The organism is Sphingomonas sp. EU05-FHT14C10 (genome assembly GCF_058790595.1).
The window spans coordinates 349,402-364,653 of record NZ_JBYTEN010000002.1; the positions used below are offsets into that span (position 1 = coordinate 349,402).

The window sequence follows — 15,252 nt, forward strand, 5'->3', positions numbered from 1 at the left end:
CGCATGGAGCGCCTCGACGGAGCCGCGCCGGTCCCTTCGCATCTGCGTGGCGGGATCGTCGCGCTCGGCAATTTCGACGGATTTCATCTCGGCCATCAGGCCGTGGTCGGGCGCGCCGTGGCGATGGCGCGCGCCGAGCATCGCCCCGTGCTGGTCGCGACCTTCGACCCGCATCCCGTGCGCTTCTTCAAGCCCGATGCCCCGCCCTTCCGGCTGACCACGCTCGACCAGCGCGAGCGGCTGTTCGCCGCCGCCGGGGCCGACGCGATGATCGTCTTCCGCTTCGACGCCGAACTGGCCGGGCTGAGCGCACGCGAATTCGTGACCGAACGGCTGATCCAGGCGATCGGCGCGGCGGGCGTCGTCACCGGCGAGGATTTCACCTTCGGCAAGGGCCGCGACGGCAACACGCGCGTCCTCGCCGAACTGGGGCGCGACTATCAGTTGCTGGTCGAGACGGTGGCGCCCGTCGCGGCGGGGGGCGAGACCATATCCTCCAGCCGCATCCGCGAGGCGCTGGAGGCCGGCGACTGCGAGACGGCGACGCGCCTCCTCACCCGCCCCTTCGCGATCGAAGGCATCGTCCAGCATGGCGACGCGCTGGGCCGGACCATCGGCTATCCCACCGCGAACATCGCGCTCGGCCCCTATCTGCGCCCGCGCTACGGCGTCTATGCGGTCAGGGGCCGCCTGCCCGACGGCCGATTGCTCGACGGCGCGGCGAGCCTCGGCATCCGCCCGACCTTCGATCCGCCCAAGGAGCTGCTCGAGCCCTATTTCTTCGATTTCTCGGGCGATCTCTATGACCAGCGGATCGAAGTGGAGCTGCACCACTTTCTCCGCCCCGAGACGAAGTTCGATAGCCTCGACGCGCTGAAAGAGCAGATCGCGCAGGATTGCGCCGATGCCGCGCAAATCCTTGCGGAGCGCCCGCGCCTCGCCTAAGCGCCGAAGCCTCATGAGCGACGCACCAGACTATCGAGACACCGTCTTCCTGCCGAAGACCGAGTTCCCCATGAAGGCCGGCCTTGCCGCCAAGGAACCGGCGATTCTGGAACGGTGGGAGAAGATCGGCCTTTACCAGCGGCTGCGCGAGCAGCGCGCGGGGCGCGAGCGCTTCATCCTTCACGACGGCCCGCCCTACGCCAATGGCGACATCCATATGGGCCATGCGATGAACAAGGTGCTGAAGGACATCATCGTCCGCAGCCAGTCGCTGCTCGGCAAGGACGCGCCCTATGTTCCGGGCTGGGATTGCCACGGCCTGCCGATCGAATGGAAGATCGAGGAACAGTATCGCGCGAAAAAGCTGAACAAGGACGACGTTCCCGCCGCCGAGTTCCGCGCCGAATGCCGCGCCTATGCCGAGAAGTGGGTCGACATCCAGCGCGAGCAGTTCAAGCGTCTTGGCGTGATGGGCGACTGGGCCGATCCCTATCTGACGATGAAATATGAGGCCGAAGCCGCGATCGCCGGCGAGCTGCTGAAATTCGCCGAGAGCGGCCAGCTTTATCGCGGCGCGAAGCCGGTGATGTGGTCGCCGGTCGAGAAGACCGCGCTCGCCGAAGCCGAAGTCGAATATGAGGACATCACCTCGACGCAGATCGACGTGGCGTTCGAGATTGTGGAGAGCCCGATCCCCGAGCTGGTCGGCGCTTATGCGGTGATCTGGACGACGACGCCGTGGACGATCCCTGTCAACCAAGCGATCGCCTATGGGCCGGAGGTTGAGTATGCGCTGGTCACACTGAACCTGCACACGCACAAGCGCGGCGAGTTCAGGGAAGGGCAGCCTCTTGCCGAGCATGAGGGCCGCGCGATCCTGATCGCCGAGCCTCTTGTCGTACAGCTATTGGATCGCTGGCGGCGCGAACTGGAGAAAGCCGACGACGGTTCGTCTGAGCACGTCTTCCTGCCGGCTGCGGAGTGGACGATCATCGGCAAAGGCTCCGACCTCGCCGGGACTGTCGTGCGGCACCCGATGCATCATCTCGGCGGCTTCTTCGCCAAGCCCCGTCCGCTCCTCGCTGGCGATTTCGTCACCACCGATGCCGGTACCGGCCTCGTCCACATGGCGCCGGACCATGGCGAGGACGATTTCGAGCTGTGCAAGGCGAACGGCATCGATCCGGTCTTCGCGGTCGAGGGCGACGGCAAGTATCGCGCCGACTGGGGCTGGCTCGGCGGCCAGGGATCGGTGATCAATCCCAAGTTCAACGCGCCCGACGGCCCGATCTGCAGCGACCTTAGCGACGTCGGCGCGCTGCTCGCGGCCAGCGCCGATTACAGGCACAGCTATCCGCATAGCTGGCGGTCCAAGGCCAAGGTGATCTTCCGCGCGACGCCGCAATGGTTCATCCCGATGGACCGCGCGACGCCGCCGCCGATCAGCCATGGCAGCGAGGAAAGCGCGACCGGCGCGAGCATCGCCCCGATGGGCAATGGCGCGACGCTGCGCGAGATCGCGCTCGACGCGATCGAGCATACGCGCTGGGTGCCCGAGAAATCGCGCAACCGCATCCATGCGATGGTCGCCGGCCGCCCCGACTGGGTGATCAGCCGCCAGCGCGCCTGGGGCGTGCCGATCGCGCTCTACGTCAATCGCAAGACGGGCCATTATCTGCGCGACGCCGCGGTCAACGCGCGCATCGTCGATGCGTTCAAGGCCGGCGGCGCCGACGCCTGGTTCACCGGCGATCATCAGGCGATCCTCGGGCCGGCCTATGATCTGGCCGACTATGAGGTCGTCACCGACATTCTCGACGTGTGGTTCGACAGTGGATCGACCCACGCCTTCGTGATCGAGGCGCGCTATGGCGAGGGCGTCCGCGCCAACCTCTATCTCGAGGGATCGGACCAGCATCGCGGCTGGTTCCAGTCCTCGTTGCTCGAATCGAGCGGCACGCGCGGCCGCGCGCCCTATGACGCCGTGCTCACCCACGGCTTCGCGCTCGACGGGCAGGGCCGCAAAATGTCCAAGTCGCTCGGCAATGTCGTCGATCCGCTGAAAGTGATCGGCGAGAGCGGCGCCGACATCCTGCGCATGTGGGTGGCCTCGACCGATTATTTCGAGGATGTCCGCATCGGCAAGGAAGTGCTGGCCGGCACCTCGGACGCCTATCGCAAGCTCAGGAACAGCTTCCGCTACCTGCTCGGCGCGCTCGACGGCTTCACCGATGCCGAGCGCGTCGCGGTGGCCGACATGCCCGAGCTGGAGCGCTACGTGCTTCACATGCTCGCGCGGCTGGACGCCGATCTGCGGCAGGCGGCAGAGAATTACGAGTTCAACCGCTATATCCGCGCGCTGACCGATTTCGCCAACGATGACCTGAGCGCCTTCTTCTTCGATATCCGCAAGGACAGCCTCTATTGCGACGCGCCCGGCGACGTGAAGCGCCGCGCCTATCGCACCGTGCTCGACACGCTGTTCCATGCGCTCGTCCGCTACGCCGCGCCGATCCTCGCCTTCACCGCCGAGGAAGTGTGGCAGAGCCGCTACCCCAGCGACGAAGGATCGATCCATTTCGAGGAATGGCCGACGATCGACGCCGGATGGACCAATGAGGCGCTAGGCGACAAGTGGACCGCGCTGCGGCTGCTCCGCTCGCAGGTGACCGAAGCGATCGAGCCCTATCGTCGCGACAAGATCATCCGATCGAGCCTTGAGGCCGAAGTGACCGTGCCCGGCGCGCACGACGGCATCGATCTGGAAGAATTGTTCATCGTCTCGAAGGTCGGCGCGGCCGATGCGATCACCGTCGCACGCACTGAGCGCGAGAAGTGCGGCCGCTGCTGGCGCCATATGCCCGAGGTCAAGACCGACGGCGAGCTTTGTGATCGCTGCGCGGAGGTGGTCAATGGCTAATCCCCGCGCGATCGGCCTCGTCGCCGCCGCGATCGTCTTCGCGGCCGATCAGGGCGTCAAATATGCGGTCACCGGCCCGCTCGCGCTGAAGGACGTGCTGAGCATCTACATATTGCCGATCTTCAACCTGACCTGGGTGGAGAATTACGGCGTGTCGATGGGCTTCCTCACCGCCGACAGCAATCTTTCGCGCTGGCTGCTCGTGGCGCTCACTGCCGCGATCAGCCTTGCCGTGCTGGTGTGGATGTGGCGCGAGAAGAGCCGGGCGGACGTGATCGCGCTCGGCCTCGTCCTCGGCGGCGCGCTCGGCAACATCACCGATCGCATCCGCTTCGGCCATGTCATCGACTATGCCGATCTGCACTTCGGTGCGTGGCGCCCCTTTTTGGTCTTCAATCTGGGCGACGCGGCGATTACCATCGGTGTCCTCATCCTGCTCGGCCGCGCCCTGTTCGTGCGCGACAAGAAGTCTGTTTCGGAGAATGCGAATGCGTAAGGCTGTTCCGGCGTCCCTGATCCTCGCCGTAGCGCTTGGCGGCTGTTCGAGCGGCCTGTTCAACCGCCGCGGGCCGGACGAGTTCGCGGTGGCGCGTCGCGCGCCGCTCGTCGTGCCCCCCGATTTCGCGCTCGCCCCGCCTTCGCCCGGCGCGCCGCGCCCGCAGGAAGCCGATTCGAGCACGCAGGCGCTGACCGCGATGTTCGGCGGCCCCGCCCAGCGCAGCGCCGGCGAGACCGCCGCGCTGCTTCAGGCCGGTGCCGATGTCGCCGATCCCGGCATCCGGTCGGCCGTCGCCGATCCGGGCACCAATGCCGTCGACAAGGGCGCCGTGACGCGCGACATCATCTCGGCGCCCGAGGGCGACGGGCAGGATGCGCGCGCCGCGACCAACGCGGCCCCGGCGCCCGGCCCCTCGCCCAAGCCGTAATGACCGCCTGAGCGCTCCTGCTTTCGCGGGAGCGCGCGGCAAAAAATCAAAGCCCGTCCCGGTCCTGATCGAACCGGAACGGGCTTTTTTCTTCTGTCGTGATTTCAGCGCTGGCGGACTGCTCCGTTCGCGCTGAAACCCGTCGCGATCAGAAGGCTACGCCGATCGAGCCGACGACGCCGGCCTTCGACGCATTGCGCCCGCTGGGCACGAACAGCGACTTGTTGGTGTCGACATAGTTCACGCCGAAGGTCATCACCTTCCACGTATAGGACACGCCGAGACCCCAGTCGGTATAGCCCTTGCCGATCGTCAGATAGCTGGGACCGAAGCTGTGGGCGATGTGCGCCGAAACGCCGATCGGCGTCTTGGGAACGGCAAGCGAGAAATCGCCGGCGAGGTAGAAATTATCCTCCTTGCCGTTGCCGACCGAAAGCGCCTTCGCCTTTGGCGCGTAATTGCCGGTGATCTTCGCGGTCGCCGGGCCAAACGTATGCGAAACCGCCACATAGGGCTCGACGAAGTCGGTATTCGCGCCGTGGCTGCCCGGATAGTAATAATAGAGGACGCCGACATCGACGGTGGTGCCGCTGAACGTCTTCTTGAAGCCGCCGATGAAGTCGATTTCCTGATCGCTGCCATTGGCGACATAGTCGTCGATCGAGGAACCCCAGACCGATGCGTAGAAGCCGCTTTTGTGCGAGACGCTGAAGCCGCCCTGCACCGCGAAGCGCTTGTCGGTCTGCGAAATGCCGCGGAAACGATAGTCGGAGACCAAGGTCGCGCTGCCGTTGATCGTGAACGCCGGCGGCGGCGCGGTATCGTCGGCAAGCGCCGGAGCGGCGCAGGCAACGAGGAATAGGCCCGAAAGGGCCTGGATGGACGTGCGCATATTCTTCCTTCCCTGGAATGTGCGTTCGTCCCACCTGCATCACGGTCTCCGCTTCTGTGGCCTCATTGGGTCGAGCGGATTGACGCGATGACAGGGATGTGACGGAATCCGTTGCGCTGCACAACGCAAAAATGTCGCGATATGTCCTTGCTGCGACAGGCTGTTGCGCGGTCGCAACAGTGAGGGATCAGTGCGTCGCCGCAAAACGGGCGAGGCCGGCCTCCAGATCGGCGATCAGATCGTCGGGGTCCTCAAGGCCGATATGCAGCCGGATCGCCGGCCCTTCGGCCTGCCAGCGCGTCGCGGTGCGGATCGGCCGCGGATCGAAGGGAATGGCGAGGCTTTCATAGCCGCCCCACGAGAAACCGAGGCCGAACAGGCGCAGACCGTCGAGCAATGCAGTCCGACCGGCATCGTCCCCGCCTTTCAGGACGAACGAGAACAGCCCCGACGCCCCCCTGAAATCGCGCGACCACAAGGCATGCCCCGGATCGCCGGGCAGCGCGGGATGGAGCACGCGCGCGACCTCCGCCCGCCCCTGCAGCCAGCGCGCGACCCTGATCGCGCCGTCCTGATGCTGGGCAAGACGCACCGCCATCGTCCTGAGGCCGCGCGCCGCCAGCCAGGCATCGTCGGGGCTGACGCACTGGCCGAGCAGATAGGTCATCGAGCGCAGCTTCTGCCAGACGCCCGGCGCGGCGGTGACCGATCCGATCATCACGTCCGAATGGCCGACGACATATTTGGTGCAGGCGAGAATCGAGAGATCGACGCCATGCGCCATCGCGGAGAAATAGAGCGGCGTCGCCCATGTATTGTCGAGGATCGTCACCACGCCGCGCGCCTTCGCCGCCGCGACGATCGCCGGCACGTCCTGAACCTCGAAGGTCAGGCTGCCCGGGCTTTCCATGAAGATCGCCGCCGTCCGATCGCCGATCAGGTCGGCGATGCCGCCGCCGATCAACGGATCATAATAGCGCGTGGCAATGCCGTGCGATTTGAGCAGCTTGTCACACAAGGCTCGCGTCGGCTCATAGGCGCTGTCGACCATCAGAAGCTCGTCGCCGGGCTGGAGGACGGCCATCAGCGCACTCATCACCGCAGCGACGCCGGACGGGTAAAGCAACGTGCCTTCCGCGCCCGGCTCAAGCTCGGTCAGCGCGGCGGCGAGCGACCATTGGGTCGGCGTGCCGCGCCGGCCATAATAGAGCTTCTCATGCGTATCATGATGCCGCGCGCGCATGTCCGCGACGCTGTCGTAGAGGATGGTCGATGCGCGCCAGACCGGCGGGTTGACCACCCCTTGCGTCCATTCGGGGCGACGCCCGGCGGTGACCGCCTTGGTCGCCGGACGATCGTCTTCGCCGTCGCCGCCCTGCCCGCTCACGCTGCGCCGAGTTCCTTCGGCGTCGAGGGATCGCCGCCCCATTCGGTCCACGAACCGTCGTAGAGCGCGACATCCTTCTTGCCGAGCAGCGCCAGCCCGAAAGCCAGCACCGATGCGGTGATGCCCGAGCCGCAGGTCGTCACGATGCCGCGATCGAGATCGACGCCCGCCGCCTCGAACTCGGCCTTGAGCGCGTCGCCCTGCTTCCACGTGCCATCGGCGTTGATGGCCAGTTCATAGGGCATGTTCCTCGATCCGGGGATGTGGCCGGGGCGCACGCCGGCGCGCGTCTCGGGCTTGTCGCCGGCGAAGCGATCGGCCGAGCGGGCATCGAGCACCTGTTCCGCCCTGCTGCCGATATTGGCCTTCATCTGCGCGAGCGTGCGGACGCCCTTGTCGTCGAACCAGACCGTATAGTGGCGGTGGCGCAGCACAGGCTTGCCCGTCTCGAGCGCGCGGCCTTCGGCCTTCCACTTCGCGATGCCGCCATCGAGGATCGCCACGTCGTGCGCGCCGAAGGTCTTGAGCATCCACCAGGCGCGCGCCGCGGTGTGATAGGGCGAATCGTCGTAGACGACGATGCGGCTGCCGTCGCCGAGGCCCAGCGACTGCATGCGACTGGCGAATTTTTCTGGCGGAGGCAACATGTTGGGCAGGTCGGTCGTATTGTCGGCCAGCTCGTCCAGATCCATGAACACCGCGCCGGGGATATGCCCCGCCTCATATTCGGCGGATGCCTTGCGATCGGCGTCGAGGAACCAGGTCGCATCCACCACGCGAAGATCCGAGGCGCCCAGCTCGTTATCGAGCCACTCCGTCGTCACCAGCAGGTCCATGCGAGTCTCTCCTTCGCGCTACATATGATTCTCCAATGTCCTAGTCGGCGGCGCGGCTGGCGTCGAGACGGCCAAAGGGCGGGGCGGGCGATGGGAGCGTTACCCCGCATTTCCGCGCCGCGCCGAAATGCGCTAGAGGCTCGCGCATGACCATCACCCATCTCGGCCAGCAAAGCCCCCTGCCCGCGTCTCCCGAGGAAGCGGTGCTCGATTATGTCCCCAATCCGCGCCCGGGCCGGCCCTATCTGGTGCGCTTCACCGCGCCCGAATTCACCTCGCTCTGCCCGGTCACCGGCCAGCCCGATTTCGCGCATCTGATGATCGACTATGCGCCGGCTGAAACCATCGTCGAATCAAAGTCGTTGAAGCTGTTTCTCGGAAGTTTCCGCAACCACGCGGCCTTCCACGAGGATTGCACCGTCGGCATCGGCGAGCGGCTGTTCGCGGAGATGAAGCCGGTCTGGCTGCGCATCGGCGGCTATTGGTATCCGCGCGGCGGCATCCCGATCGACGTCTTCTGGCAATCGGGCGAACCGCCGGCCGGCCTGTGGCTGCCGCCGCAGGACGTGCCCAACTATCGCGGCCGGGGGTGAGAGCTTCCTGCCGCCATTGCGAGCGCAGCGAAGCAATCCAGAGGGATGCCGGACACATCGCACTGGATTGCTTCGCTGCGCTCGCAATGACGGCGGCGGCGCGGTGACGCGCGCGCGATTTTTCGCTGTCACAATTTGCTCATTACATTATTGTAAGTAGTAATGATGACTCGCGCGCTTCCGCATAGCCATCCGATCGAGATCGCCCCCGGCGACATCGACTTCATGGGGCATGTCAACAATGCCTCCTATCTCAAATGGGTGCAGGAAGCGGTGATCGCGCACTGGCAGAAGCTGGCGCCGCCGCAGGCGGTGGCCGCGCATCTGTGGGTCGCGCTGAAGCATGAGATCACTTACCGCAAGCCCGCCTTCCTCGACGATCAGGTGATCGCCACCGTCGTGCTGGAAAAGGTGCAGGGCGCGCGCGCCTTCTACGAAACGCTGATCAAGCGCGGCGAGGAGGTGCTGGCCGAAGTGAAATCGAGCTGGTGCTGCCTCGACGCCGACACGCGCCGCCCGGCCCGGCTGGCGCAGGACGTGATCGCGCATTTCTGGCCCAGAGGCGAATAGGGCCGCCCGGCTTTACCGCCTCGTCGGCGCGATATTCGTTTCGCCGTCGTCTGTTCCGTTGACAGGCCGATGGCGCGCTCTAGTGTCCGCCGTTGGACCGGCATGCCGGCCTTCGGGGGAACATCATGAAGAAGCTATTGTGCGCGGCGGGCGTTGCCGCCGCTCTTTTTTCGCCTACCGTCCTGGATCCGGCCGCCGCCAAGCAGCGCACCATCATCGAACAATTATCGCCTGAGTTCGTCGACAAAAATTATGTCGACCAGGTCGAGGTCGTCGTCGCCGACACTGCGACCAAGAAAATGACCGAGCTGGAAACCAAGGCGGGCGAAAAACGGACAGCGGCCGGACTGGCGCCCTATACCGTAGATGCGCCGGCGCCGGCGCAAAACCAATATGCGACGCTGCCCTTTGCGACGATGATGCCTCTCGTCATGCGCGACGTGACGCGCCAATGGGGGCTTACGCCGGAACGCGGCGGCAGACCCGTCAATCTCCGTATCACCGTCGAGAACATCAAGACCGCCAATGCCGGCATGGCCCTGCTTCTCGGCAGCAGCGACGAACTCTCTGGCGAAGTCGTCGTGCTCGATCCCGCCACGCAGCAGCAGATCGGCAATTTCTATGTTCAGGTCGTCAACAGCCATGGCGGCCTCGCAGGCCTTGCCATGCGCGGCGACGGCATCCGCGAAAAGCTCGTTGAGGAATTCGCGCTCGAAAGCTCGCGTATCCTGACCGGCAGCACCAAGAAGGACTGGAAAAAGCGCCTGAAAGCAACGCCGGCGACCGATAAGGGAGCTTCCAAAACCGGCGACGCGGGCCAGTGAAGCAGGTGGCGCTCAGGCCCCTCCGCAATAGCGCGCTGGCCGCCGCCGCCCTGCTTGCGGCGGGACCGGCGGTGGCGCGCAGCGTCGTCTACCTGAGCGACATGGCGGCGATCCGGGCGGCGGCCGAGGATCAGGGTATCGCTGGCCCCTTTGCGGAGCCACCCGGCCCGGACAGCGCAACGATCGCGCTGGAAACGCCCGCCGTCGCAGATCATCGCGTCATCGTCGCGAGCCTCTATTGCCAGGCCTATCACATCGAGAACCCGGTCTCGTCGCTGCTCCGGGATCTCGCCACAGCGGCCAATCAAGCGCCGCCCACCGGCGGCGGCGCGGCCGACCGTCCCGTGCTTACCCTGCACATCCTCTCCGGATCCACCGTCCTGCGGTGCATGGGCAAGAACGACCTCGAGGCGATCTGCAAGAATCGCGTGCGGATCACGGCCGAGGCGCGCTTCGCGCGCGCGGACGGATCGACCGCGACGATTCCCCTGACGGCCCAGGTCGAGCGCGAAGGGCGCGTGGGCGGCTTCTGCGGCAATATCGCGCGCTACACGGGCATCGTGACCCGCGAGGCGGCCATCGATCTGATCGCTCAGGCGCGCGCCGCCTCCGCGCAATAACCGTACTTCGGCCGGCAGGAACGCAGAGCCGGGCCGATCAGCCCCAGACCTCGCCATAGAGCCGCATCAGGTTCGCCCCCAGGACCTTCTCGATCCGCGCGCTGCTCCAGCCGGCCGCCGCCAGCCCGTCGGCGAGGTGGCGGAAGCGGAGATGATCGTCCCATTCGGCGACGATGTTGAAGATGTCCGCCCCCTCGCCCGGCGCGGCGATCCCCGCCTTGCTGCGATCCTCGAAGAATTTCTTCTGCGCCTCGCGCGCCTTGTCGTCGATCACCGTCTTGAACAGGATGCCGTCGGTGCCGATGGCGACATGATCCTCGCCGCAGACGTTCACGGCATGGCTCATGTGACGGATCAGGTCGGCCCCCGTCGGTTTGCCGTTCGCGACGAGGAAAGGCATCCAATAGATGCCGACCACGCCGCCCTTGTCGGCGCAGGCCTTGAGCTCGGCATCCCACTGGTTGCGCGGATTGTCGTTGAGCGCGCGACAGCCGGTGTGGCTGATCGTCGGCGGGCGCGTGGCCGCCGCCAGCCCTTCGGAAACCGTCCGCTGGCCGGCGTGCGAGAGATCGAGCAGCAGCTTTTCCTTCTCGATCCGCGCGATCGTCGCGCGGCCGAGCTTGGACAGGCCGCCATTGGCGGGCTCGAGGCAGCCGTCGCCCGACAGGTTGCGGAGATTGTAGGTGAGCTGGACGGTGCGCACGCCCAGTCCCTTGAGCGTGGCGATGCGATCGAGGTCCGTCCCTGCCCATGAAGTGTCCTGGACATTGTAGATGAGCGCAAAGCGCTTGCTCGCCTTGGCCGCGCGAATGTCGTCGACGCTGCGGACCTTGACCAGCGTCTCGCCATTGTCGGCGATCGCCTGATCATAGGCGCCGATATTGGCGATCGTCTTTTCATAGACGTCGGGCGCATTGCCGACTTCGTTCATCGTGATGCTGCACGCCGTCTGCCCCGATGCGCGCATCTCGGAAAGCGCGCGCGGCGAGATCTTCGCATCCTCGGACTTGCCATAGGGATCCCAGAAGCCGCCCAGCCCGTCAATCACGATGGCGTCGGCATATTGTCTGTCCGAGAGAACCGCAGCGCGCCCGGCGACGGCCGAAAGCGCGAAAGGCGTGGATGCGAGCAGGCGAAGGCAGTCGCGGCGATCCATGATCTTCCCCCTTGTTATGCGACGCCCAGACTGCGCGACCGCATCGTTCGACGCAAGCCGTCGTCAATCCATCACGCGCAGCCATTCCGCCTCGGGCGCGCGCGCGGTGCGCAGCGCGTTTGCCGGCTCGGCGGGGTCCTCATAGCCGATCGACATGCCGCAGAAGAGCATGCGGTCATCAGGCATTTGGAGGAAGCTGGCGACGGTCTCGGGATAGACCGCCCAGCATTCCTGCGGGCAGCTTGCCAGCCCCTCCTCGACGAGGAGGAGCATCAGCGTCTGCAGATACATGCCGAGGTCGGACCATTGCGGTGGCCCCATCCGCCGGTCGACCGTGCAGAACAGCGCCATCGGCGCGCCGAAGAAGTCGAAATTGCGCGCGAACCACATGCGCCGCGCCACCTTGTCGTCGCGCGGGATGCCGATATGCGCATACATCGCCTCGCCGACGGCAAAGCGCCGGTCGCGCCAGGGGCTGACGAGCGCGGGGGGATAGATGTCGTAGGCCGGTTGCTCGACCACGCCCGACATCAGCTTCGCGCGCATGATGCCGCGCAGCTCGGCGAACGAATCGCCGGTCACCAGATCGATATGCCAAGGCTGGAGATTGCCGCCAGAGGGTGCCCGCGCCGCCAGCCGGGCCAGCCGCTCGACCAGCGCCGGATCGACCGGCTTGTCGAGGAAACCGCGCACCGAACGCCTTGCCGCCACCGCTTCCCGCACATCCATCGCGCTTCTCCCGCCGATCGTCCATCCCCCTTGCCGCCCGCCTTCGCTTGCAGCAAGACTGGCCAAAACAATTTCCCTTTACGTAAGGAGCAGGAGATGGCCGAAGCCTATATCGTGGAAGCGGTGCGGACCGCAGGCGGCAAGCGCGGCGGCAGGCTGGCGGGTTGGCACCCGGCCGACATGGCGGGCGCGGTGCTCGATGCGGTGGTCGATCGCACGGGGATCGATCCCGCCGCGGTCGAGGACGTCATCATGGGCTGCGTCAGCCAGGGCGGCGAGCAGAGCTTTCAGGTCGGGCGCGGCGCGGTGCTCGCCTCCAGGCTTCCCGAAAGCGTCCCCGCCGTCACCATCGACCGCCAGTGCGGCTCCTCGCAGCAGGCGATGCAGTTCGCGGCGCAGGCCGTGCTCTCGGGCACGCAGGACGTGGTGATCGCCGCCGGCGTCGAATCGATGACGCGCGTGCCGATGGGGTCGACGGGCGTGCTGTTCGCGCAGGCGGGGCTCGGCAAGGCCAAGAGCCCGCGCCAGGAAGAGCGCTATCCCGGCATCCAGTTCTCGCAGTTCATGGGCGCGGAAATGATCGCGAAGAAGTTCGGCTTCTCGCGCGAGGAGCTCGACGCCTTCGCGCTCGAAAGCCACCGCCGCGCGTCGGCCGCGACGCAGGCGGGCGCCTTCGACGCCGAGATTCTGGGTCTCCAGATCGAGACGCCCGAAGGCGCGGAAATCCATAACCGCGACGAAGGAATCCGCCACGACGCGACGATCGAAGGCATATCCTCGGTCAAGCTGCTTGCCGAAGGCGGCGTCATCTCGGCGGCCAACGCCTCGCAGATCTGCGACGGATCGTCGGCGGTGATGATCGTTTCCGAACAGGCGCTGAAGGATCATGGCCTGACGCCCATCGGGCGCATCCATGCGCTCACCGTCACCGGCGGCGACCCGGTGGTGATGCTCGAAGAGCCGCTCTACGCGACCGACAAGGCGCTGAAGCGCGCGGGGCTGAAGATCGACGATATCGATCTTTACGAGGTGAACGAGGCGTTCGCGCCCGTCCCCCTAGCCTGGCTCAAGCATGTCGGCGGCGATCCGGCGAAGCTCAACGTCCATGGCGGCGCGATCGCGCTCGGCCATCCGCTCGGCGCGTCGGGCACCAAGCTGATGGCGACGCTGATCAACGCGCTCAAGCGCCATGGCGGCCGCTATGGCCTGCAGACGATGTGCGAAGGCGGCGGCATCGCCAACGTCACGATCGTCGAGCGGCTGTAGGTCACGATGGCCGCGGGGCTTTGCCCGTCATTGCGAGGGGCAAAGCCCCGCGGCAATCCAGACCCTGGCACCACCCGCTGGATTGCCGCGCTTCGCCCGCAATGACGAAAGCGGATTCAGACGACGTCATCATGCGCCGGTTTCCTTCACCTATTCGTCTCGAGCGAAGTCGAGACACGCAGGCATATAAGCAACGTCCCTCGACTTCGCTCGGGACGAACGGAGAGACAGATGAAACTTGATTCCAGCATATCGGCCGTCGTCACCGGCGGCGCATCGGGTCTGGGCGCGGCGACGGCACGTGCGCTGGCGGCGAAGGGCGTGAAGGTCGCGATCTTCGACCTTCAGGAAGGCAAGGGCACCGAGGTCGCGAACGAAATCGGCGGCGTGTTCTGCGAAGTGAACGTGACCAGCGACGAGAGCGTCGACGCCGGCTTCGCCAAGGCGCGTGCGGCGCACGGGCAGGAACGCATCCTCGTCAACTGCGCGGGTACGGGCAATGCGATCAAGACCGCCAGCCGTTCGAAGGAGGATGGCAGCATCAAGCATTTCCCGCTCGATGCCTTCAACTGGATCATCCAGATCAACCTCGTCGGCACCTTCCGCTGCATCGCCAAGTCGGCGGCGGGGATGCTGACGCTCGATCCGCTCGAGGACGGCGAGCGCGGCGCGATCGTCAACACCGCCAGCGTCGCGGGCGAGGATGGGCAGATTGGTCAGGCGGCCTATTCGGCATCGAAGGCAGGCGTGATCGGCCTCACCCTTCCCGTCGCGCGCGACCTGATGGGCGAAGGCATCCGCATCAACACGATCCTGCCGGGCATCTTCGACACGCCGCTGCTCGCCGCCGCGCCGCAGAATGTGCGCGACGCGCTGGCCGCGTCGGTGCCCTTCCCCAAGCGCCTCGGCCAGCCGCACGAATATGCCCAGCTCGCCATGACCATGATCGAATGCGGCTATTTCAACGGCGAGGACGTCCGCCTCGACGGCGCGATCCGCATGGCCCCGCGCTAAGACCTTGCTCCCCTTCCCGCCTGCGGGGAGGGGGCGACAGACGGCCCGCGCGCCTCGCTGGACGCATACCCCGTCCATCCGCTAAATCCCTGCCCGCCCGCCTCTTGCCGGGCGGACGAGAAGGAGTCGCCAATGTCGAAACCGGAAGCCTGGCGGATGAGCCCCGGCACCTACCCCTTCTCGGATACGACGGCGACGCGATATCAGGATCTCGATCCGCACGATCACATCAACAATGTCGCGATGGCGGCCTTGTTCGAGAATGGTCGCGTCCGCTTCAACCGCACGCTCGTCATCTACAAGCGCGACGACCAGCGCTGGTTGACCGCCGCGGTCAACATCAACTATCTTGAGGAAGCCTATTTCCCCGCCGAGATCACGATCGCCAGCGGCATCGGCGAGATCGCCAACCGATCCTGGACCATCTATTCGGCCGCCTTCCAGCAGGGCCGCTGCGTGGCGACATGCGATAGCGTGATCGTGATCAGTGGACCCGAACATTCGCGGCTGATCGACACCGATCTGCGCACCGCGCTGGAAGCGTCGAAAGTCGAACGAATCTAGGAAAGCCGCA

At 66.0% G+C, this 15,252-nt stretch carries 16 protein-coding genes; 11 read left to right on the forward strand and 5 right to left on the reverse strand.

The features are described 5' to 3' along the window. The first annotated feature begins 3 nt into the window (after window positions 1–3). The 4 genes from AC3WT0_RS04430 to AC3WT0_RS04445 are packed head-to-tail and all read left to right on the forward strand — an operon-like array spanning window position 4 to window position 4,791. Window positions 4–945 (forward strand): bifunctional riboflavin kinase/FAD synthetase, encoded by a 942-nt coding sequence (locus AC3WT0_RS04430; protein WP_492751772.1) that lies wholly within the window; start codon window positions 4–6, stop codon window positions 943–945. A gap of 13 nt (window positions 946–958) precedes the next feature. Further along, window positions 959–3,865 (forward strand): isoleucine--tRNA ligase, encoded by a 2,907-nt coding sequence (gene ileS, locus AC3WT0_RS04435; protein ID WP_492751774.1) that lies wholly within the window; start codon window positions 959–961, stop codon window positions 3,863–3,865. Beyond that, entirely contained in the window at window positions 3,858–4,361 is a 504-nt protein-coding gene (lspA, locus tag AC3WT0_RS04440; RefSeq protein WP_492751775.1) for a signal peptidase II, read from the forward strand. The genes ileS and lspA overlap by 8 nt, the downstream gene beginning before the upstream one ends. Beyond that, window positions 4,354–4,791, forward strand: a complete 438-nt coding sequence (locus AC3WT0_RS04445; protein ID WP_492751777.1) for a DUF3035 domain-containing protein — start codon at window positions 4,354–4,356, stop codon at window positions 4,789–4,791. The genes lspA and AC3WT0_RS04445 overlap by 8 nt, the downstream gene beginning before the upstream one ends. A gap of 148 nt (window positions 4,792–4,939) precedes the next feature. Here the strand turns inward: AC3WT0_RS04445 and AC3WT0_RS04450 are convergent, their stop codons facing one another. From AC3WT0_RS04450 to sseA, 3 genes are all read right to left on the reverse strand, one after another. Then, the gene (locus tag AC3WT0_RS04450) at window positions 4,940–5,683 is read right to left on the reverse strand and encodes a TorF family putative porin (RefSeq protein WP_492751779.1); all 744 of its coding nucleotides are present in this window, start codon (window positions 5,681–5,683) and stop codon (window positions 4,940–4,942) included. A gap of 187 nt (window positions 5,684–5,870) precedes the next feature. Then, on the reverse strand, window positions 5,871–7,112 hold the full coding sequence (gene metC, locus AC3WT0_RS04455) for a cystathionine beta-lyase (RefSeq protein ID WP_492751781.1): 1,242 nt from the start codon (window positions 7,110–7,112) through the stop codon (window positions 5,871–5,873). After that, window positions 7,067–7,906 carry a 3-mercaptopyruvate sulfurtransferase gene (gene sseA / locus AC3WT0_RS04460; RefSeq protein WP_492751783.1) on the reverse strand — a complete coding sequence of 280 codons (840 nt, stop codon included), beginning with the start codon at window positions 7,904–7,906 and terminating at the stop codon, window positions 7,067–7,069. The genes metC and sseA overlap by 46 nt, the downstream gene beginning before the upstream one ends. Window positions 7,907–8,052: 146 nt before the next feature. On the opposite strand from sseA, the gene queF reads away from it, so the two are divergent. From queF to AC3WT0_RS04480, 4 genes are all read left to right on the forward strand, one after another. Beyond that, window positions 8,053–8,499 carry a preQ(1) synthase gene (gene queF, locus AC3WT0_RS04465; protein ID WP_492751784.1) on the forward strand — a complete coding sequence of 149 codons (447 nt, stop codon included), beginning with the start codon at window positions 8,053–8,055 and terminating at the stop codon, window positions 8,497–8,499. Between the two features lie 165 nt (window positions 8,500–8,664). Then, entirely contained in the window at window positions 8,665–9,069 is a 405-nt protein-coding gene (locus AC3WT0_RS04470) for an acyl-CoA thioesterase (RefSeq protein ID WP_492751785.1), read from the forward strand. A 125-nt stretch (window positions 9,070–9,194) separates the two neighbouring features. Then, window positions 9,195–9,893 carry a hypothetical protein gene (locus AC3WT0_RS04475; RefSeq protein ID WP_492751787.1) on the forward strand — a complete coding sequence of 233 codons (699 nt, stop codon included), beginning with the start codon at window positions 9,195–9,197 and terminating at the stop codon, window positions 9,891–9,893. Beyond that, a complete protein-coding gene (locus AC3WT0_RS04480; RefSeq protein WP_492751788.1) occupies window positions 9,890–10,513 on the forward strand; it encodes a hypothetical protein in 624 nt (207 codons plus the stop codon). Before AC3WT0_RS04475 ends, AC3WT0_RS04480 begins: the two co-directional genes overlap by 4 nt. Before the next feature lie 37 nt (window positions 10,514–10,550). Here AC3WT0_RS04480 and AC3WT0_RS04485 read toward each other — a convergent pair whose 3' ends face one another. Both AC3WT0_RS04485 and AC3WT0_RS04490 read right to left on the reverse strand, forming a co-directional pair. Further along, window positions 10,551–11,669 (reverse strand): dipeptidase, encoded by a 1,119-nt coding sequence (locus AC3WT0_RS04485; RefSeq protein ID WP_492751790.1) that lies wholly within the window; start codon window positions 11,667–11,669, stop codon window positions 10,551–10,553. A 63-nt stretch (window positions 11,670–11,732) separates the two neighbouring features. Further along, the gene (locus AC3WT0_RS04490) at window positions 11,733–12,398 is read right to left on the reverse strand and encodes a nitroreductase (protein ID WP_492751791.1); all 666 of its coding nucleotides are present in this window, start codon (window positions 12,396–12,398) and stop codon (window positions 11,733–11,735) included. 96 nt (window positions 12,399–12,494) lie between these two features. On the opposite strand from AC3WT0_RS04490, the gene AC3WT0_RS04495 reads away from it, so the two are divergent. From AC3WT0_RS04495 to AC3WT0_RS04505, 3 genes are all read left to right on the forward strand, one after another. Further along, window positions 12,495–13,664, forward strand: a complete 1,170-nt coding sequence (locus AC3WT0_RS04495) for an acetyl-CoA C-acetyltransferase (protein ID WP_492751793.1) — start codon at window positions 12,495–12,497, stop codon at window positions 13,662–13,664. A gap of 231 nt (window positions 13,665–13,895) precedes the next feature. Next, complete coding sequence (locus AC3WT0_RS04500) at window positions 13,896–14,678, forward strand: SDR family NAD(P)-dependent oxidoreductase (protein ID WP_492751795.1); 783 nt, start codon at window positions 13,896–13,898, stop codon at window positions 14,676–14,678. Between the two features lie 132 nt (window positions 14,679–14,810). Beyond that, entirely contained in the window at window positions 14,811–15,242 is a 432-nt protein-coding gene (locus tag AC3WT0_RS04505; protein WP_492751797.1) for an acyl-CoA thioesterase, read from the forward strand. Window positions 15,243–15,252 lie beyond the last annotated feature (10 nt).

What these genes read in the sequence shown, in the direction of transcription:
- AC3WT0_RS04430 (WP_492751772.1), top strand. Translation starts at nt 4, where the DNA reads ATGGAGCGCCTCGACGGAGCCGCGCCGGTCCCTTCGCATCTGCGTGGC.
- ileS (WP_492751774.1), top strand. Translation starts at nt 959, where the DNA reads ATGAGCGACGCACCAGACTATCGAGACACCGTCTTCCTGCCGAAGACC.
- lspA (WP_492751775.1), top strand. Translation starts at nt 3,858, where the DNA reads ATGGCTAATCCCCGCGCGATCGGCCTCGTCGCCGCCGCGATCGTCTTC.
- AC3WT0_RS04445 (WP_492751777.1), top strand. Translation starts at nt 4,354, where the DNA reads ATGCGTAAGGCTGTTCCGGCGTCCCTGATCCTCGCCGTAGCGCTTGGC.
- AC3WT0_RS04450 (WP_492751779.1), bottom strand. Translation starts at nt 5,683, where the DNA reads ATGCGCACGTCCATCCAGGCCCTTTCGGGCCTATTCCTCGTTGCCTGC.
- metC (WP_492751781.1), bottom strand. Translation starts at nt 7,112, where the DNA reads ATGGGGCGGCGATCCCTCGACGCCGAAGGAACTCGGCGCAGCGTGAGC.
- sseA (WP_492751783.1), bottom strand. Translation starts at nt 7,906, where the DNA reads ATGGACCTGCTGGTGACGACGGAGTGGCTCGATAACGAGCTGGGCGCC.
- queF (WP_492751784.1), top strand. Translation starts at nt 8,053, where the DNA reads ATGACCATCACCCATCTCGGCCAGCAAAGCCCCCTGCCCGCGTCTCCC.
- AC3WT0_RS04470 (WP_492751785.1), top strand. Translation starts at nt 8,665, where the DNA reads ATGACTCGCGCGCTTCCGCATAGCCATCCGATCGAGATCGCCCCCGGC.
- AC3WT0_RS04475 (WP_492751787.1), top strand. Translation starts at nt 9,195, where the DNA reads ATGAAGAAGCTATTGTGCGCGGCGGGCGTTGCCGCCGCTCTTTTTTCG.
- AC3WT0_RS04485 (WP_492751790.1), bottom strand. Translation starts at nt 11,669, where the DNA reads ATGGATCGCCGCGACTGCCTTCGCCTGCTCGCATCCACGCCTTTCGCG.
- AC3WT0_RS04490 (WP_492751791.1), bottom strand. Translation starts at nt 12,398, where the DNA reads ATGGATGTGCGGGAAGCGGTGGCGGCAAGGCGTTCGGTGCGCGGTTTC.
- AC3WT0_RS04495 (WP_492751793.1), top strand. Translation starts at nt 12,495, where the DNA reads ATGGCCGAAGCCTATATCGTGGAAGCGGTGCGGACCGCAGGCGGCAAG.
- AC3WT0_RS04500 (WP_492751795.1), top strand. Translation starts at nt 13,896, where the DNA reads ATGAAACTTGATTCCAGCATATCGGCCGTCGTCACCGGCGGCGCATCG.
- AC3WT0_RS04505 (WP_492751797.1), top strand. Translation starts at nt 14,811, where the DNA reads ATGTCGAAACCGGAAGCCTGGCGGATGAGCCCCGGCACCTACCCCTTC.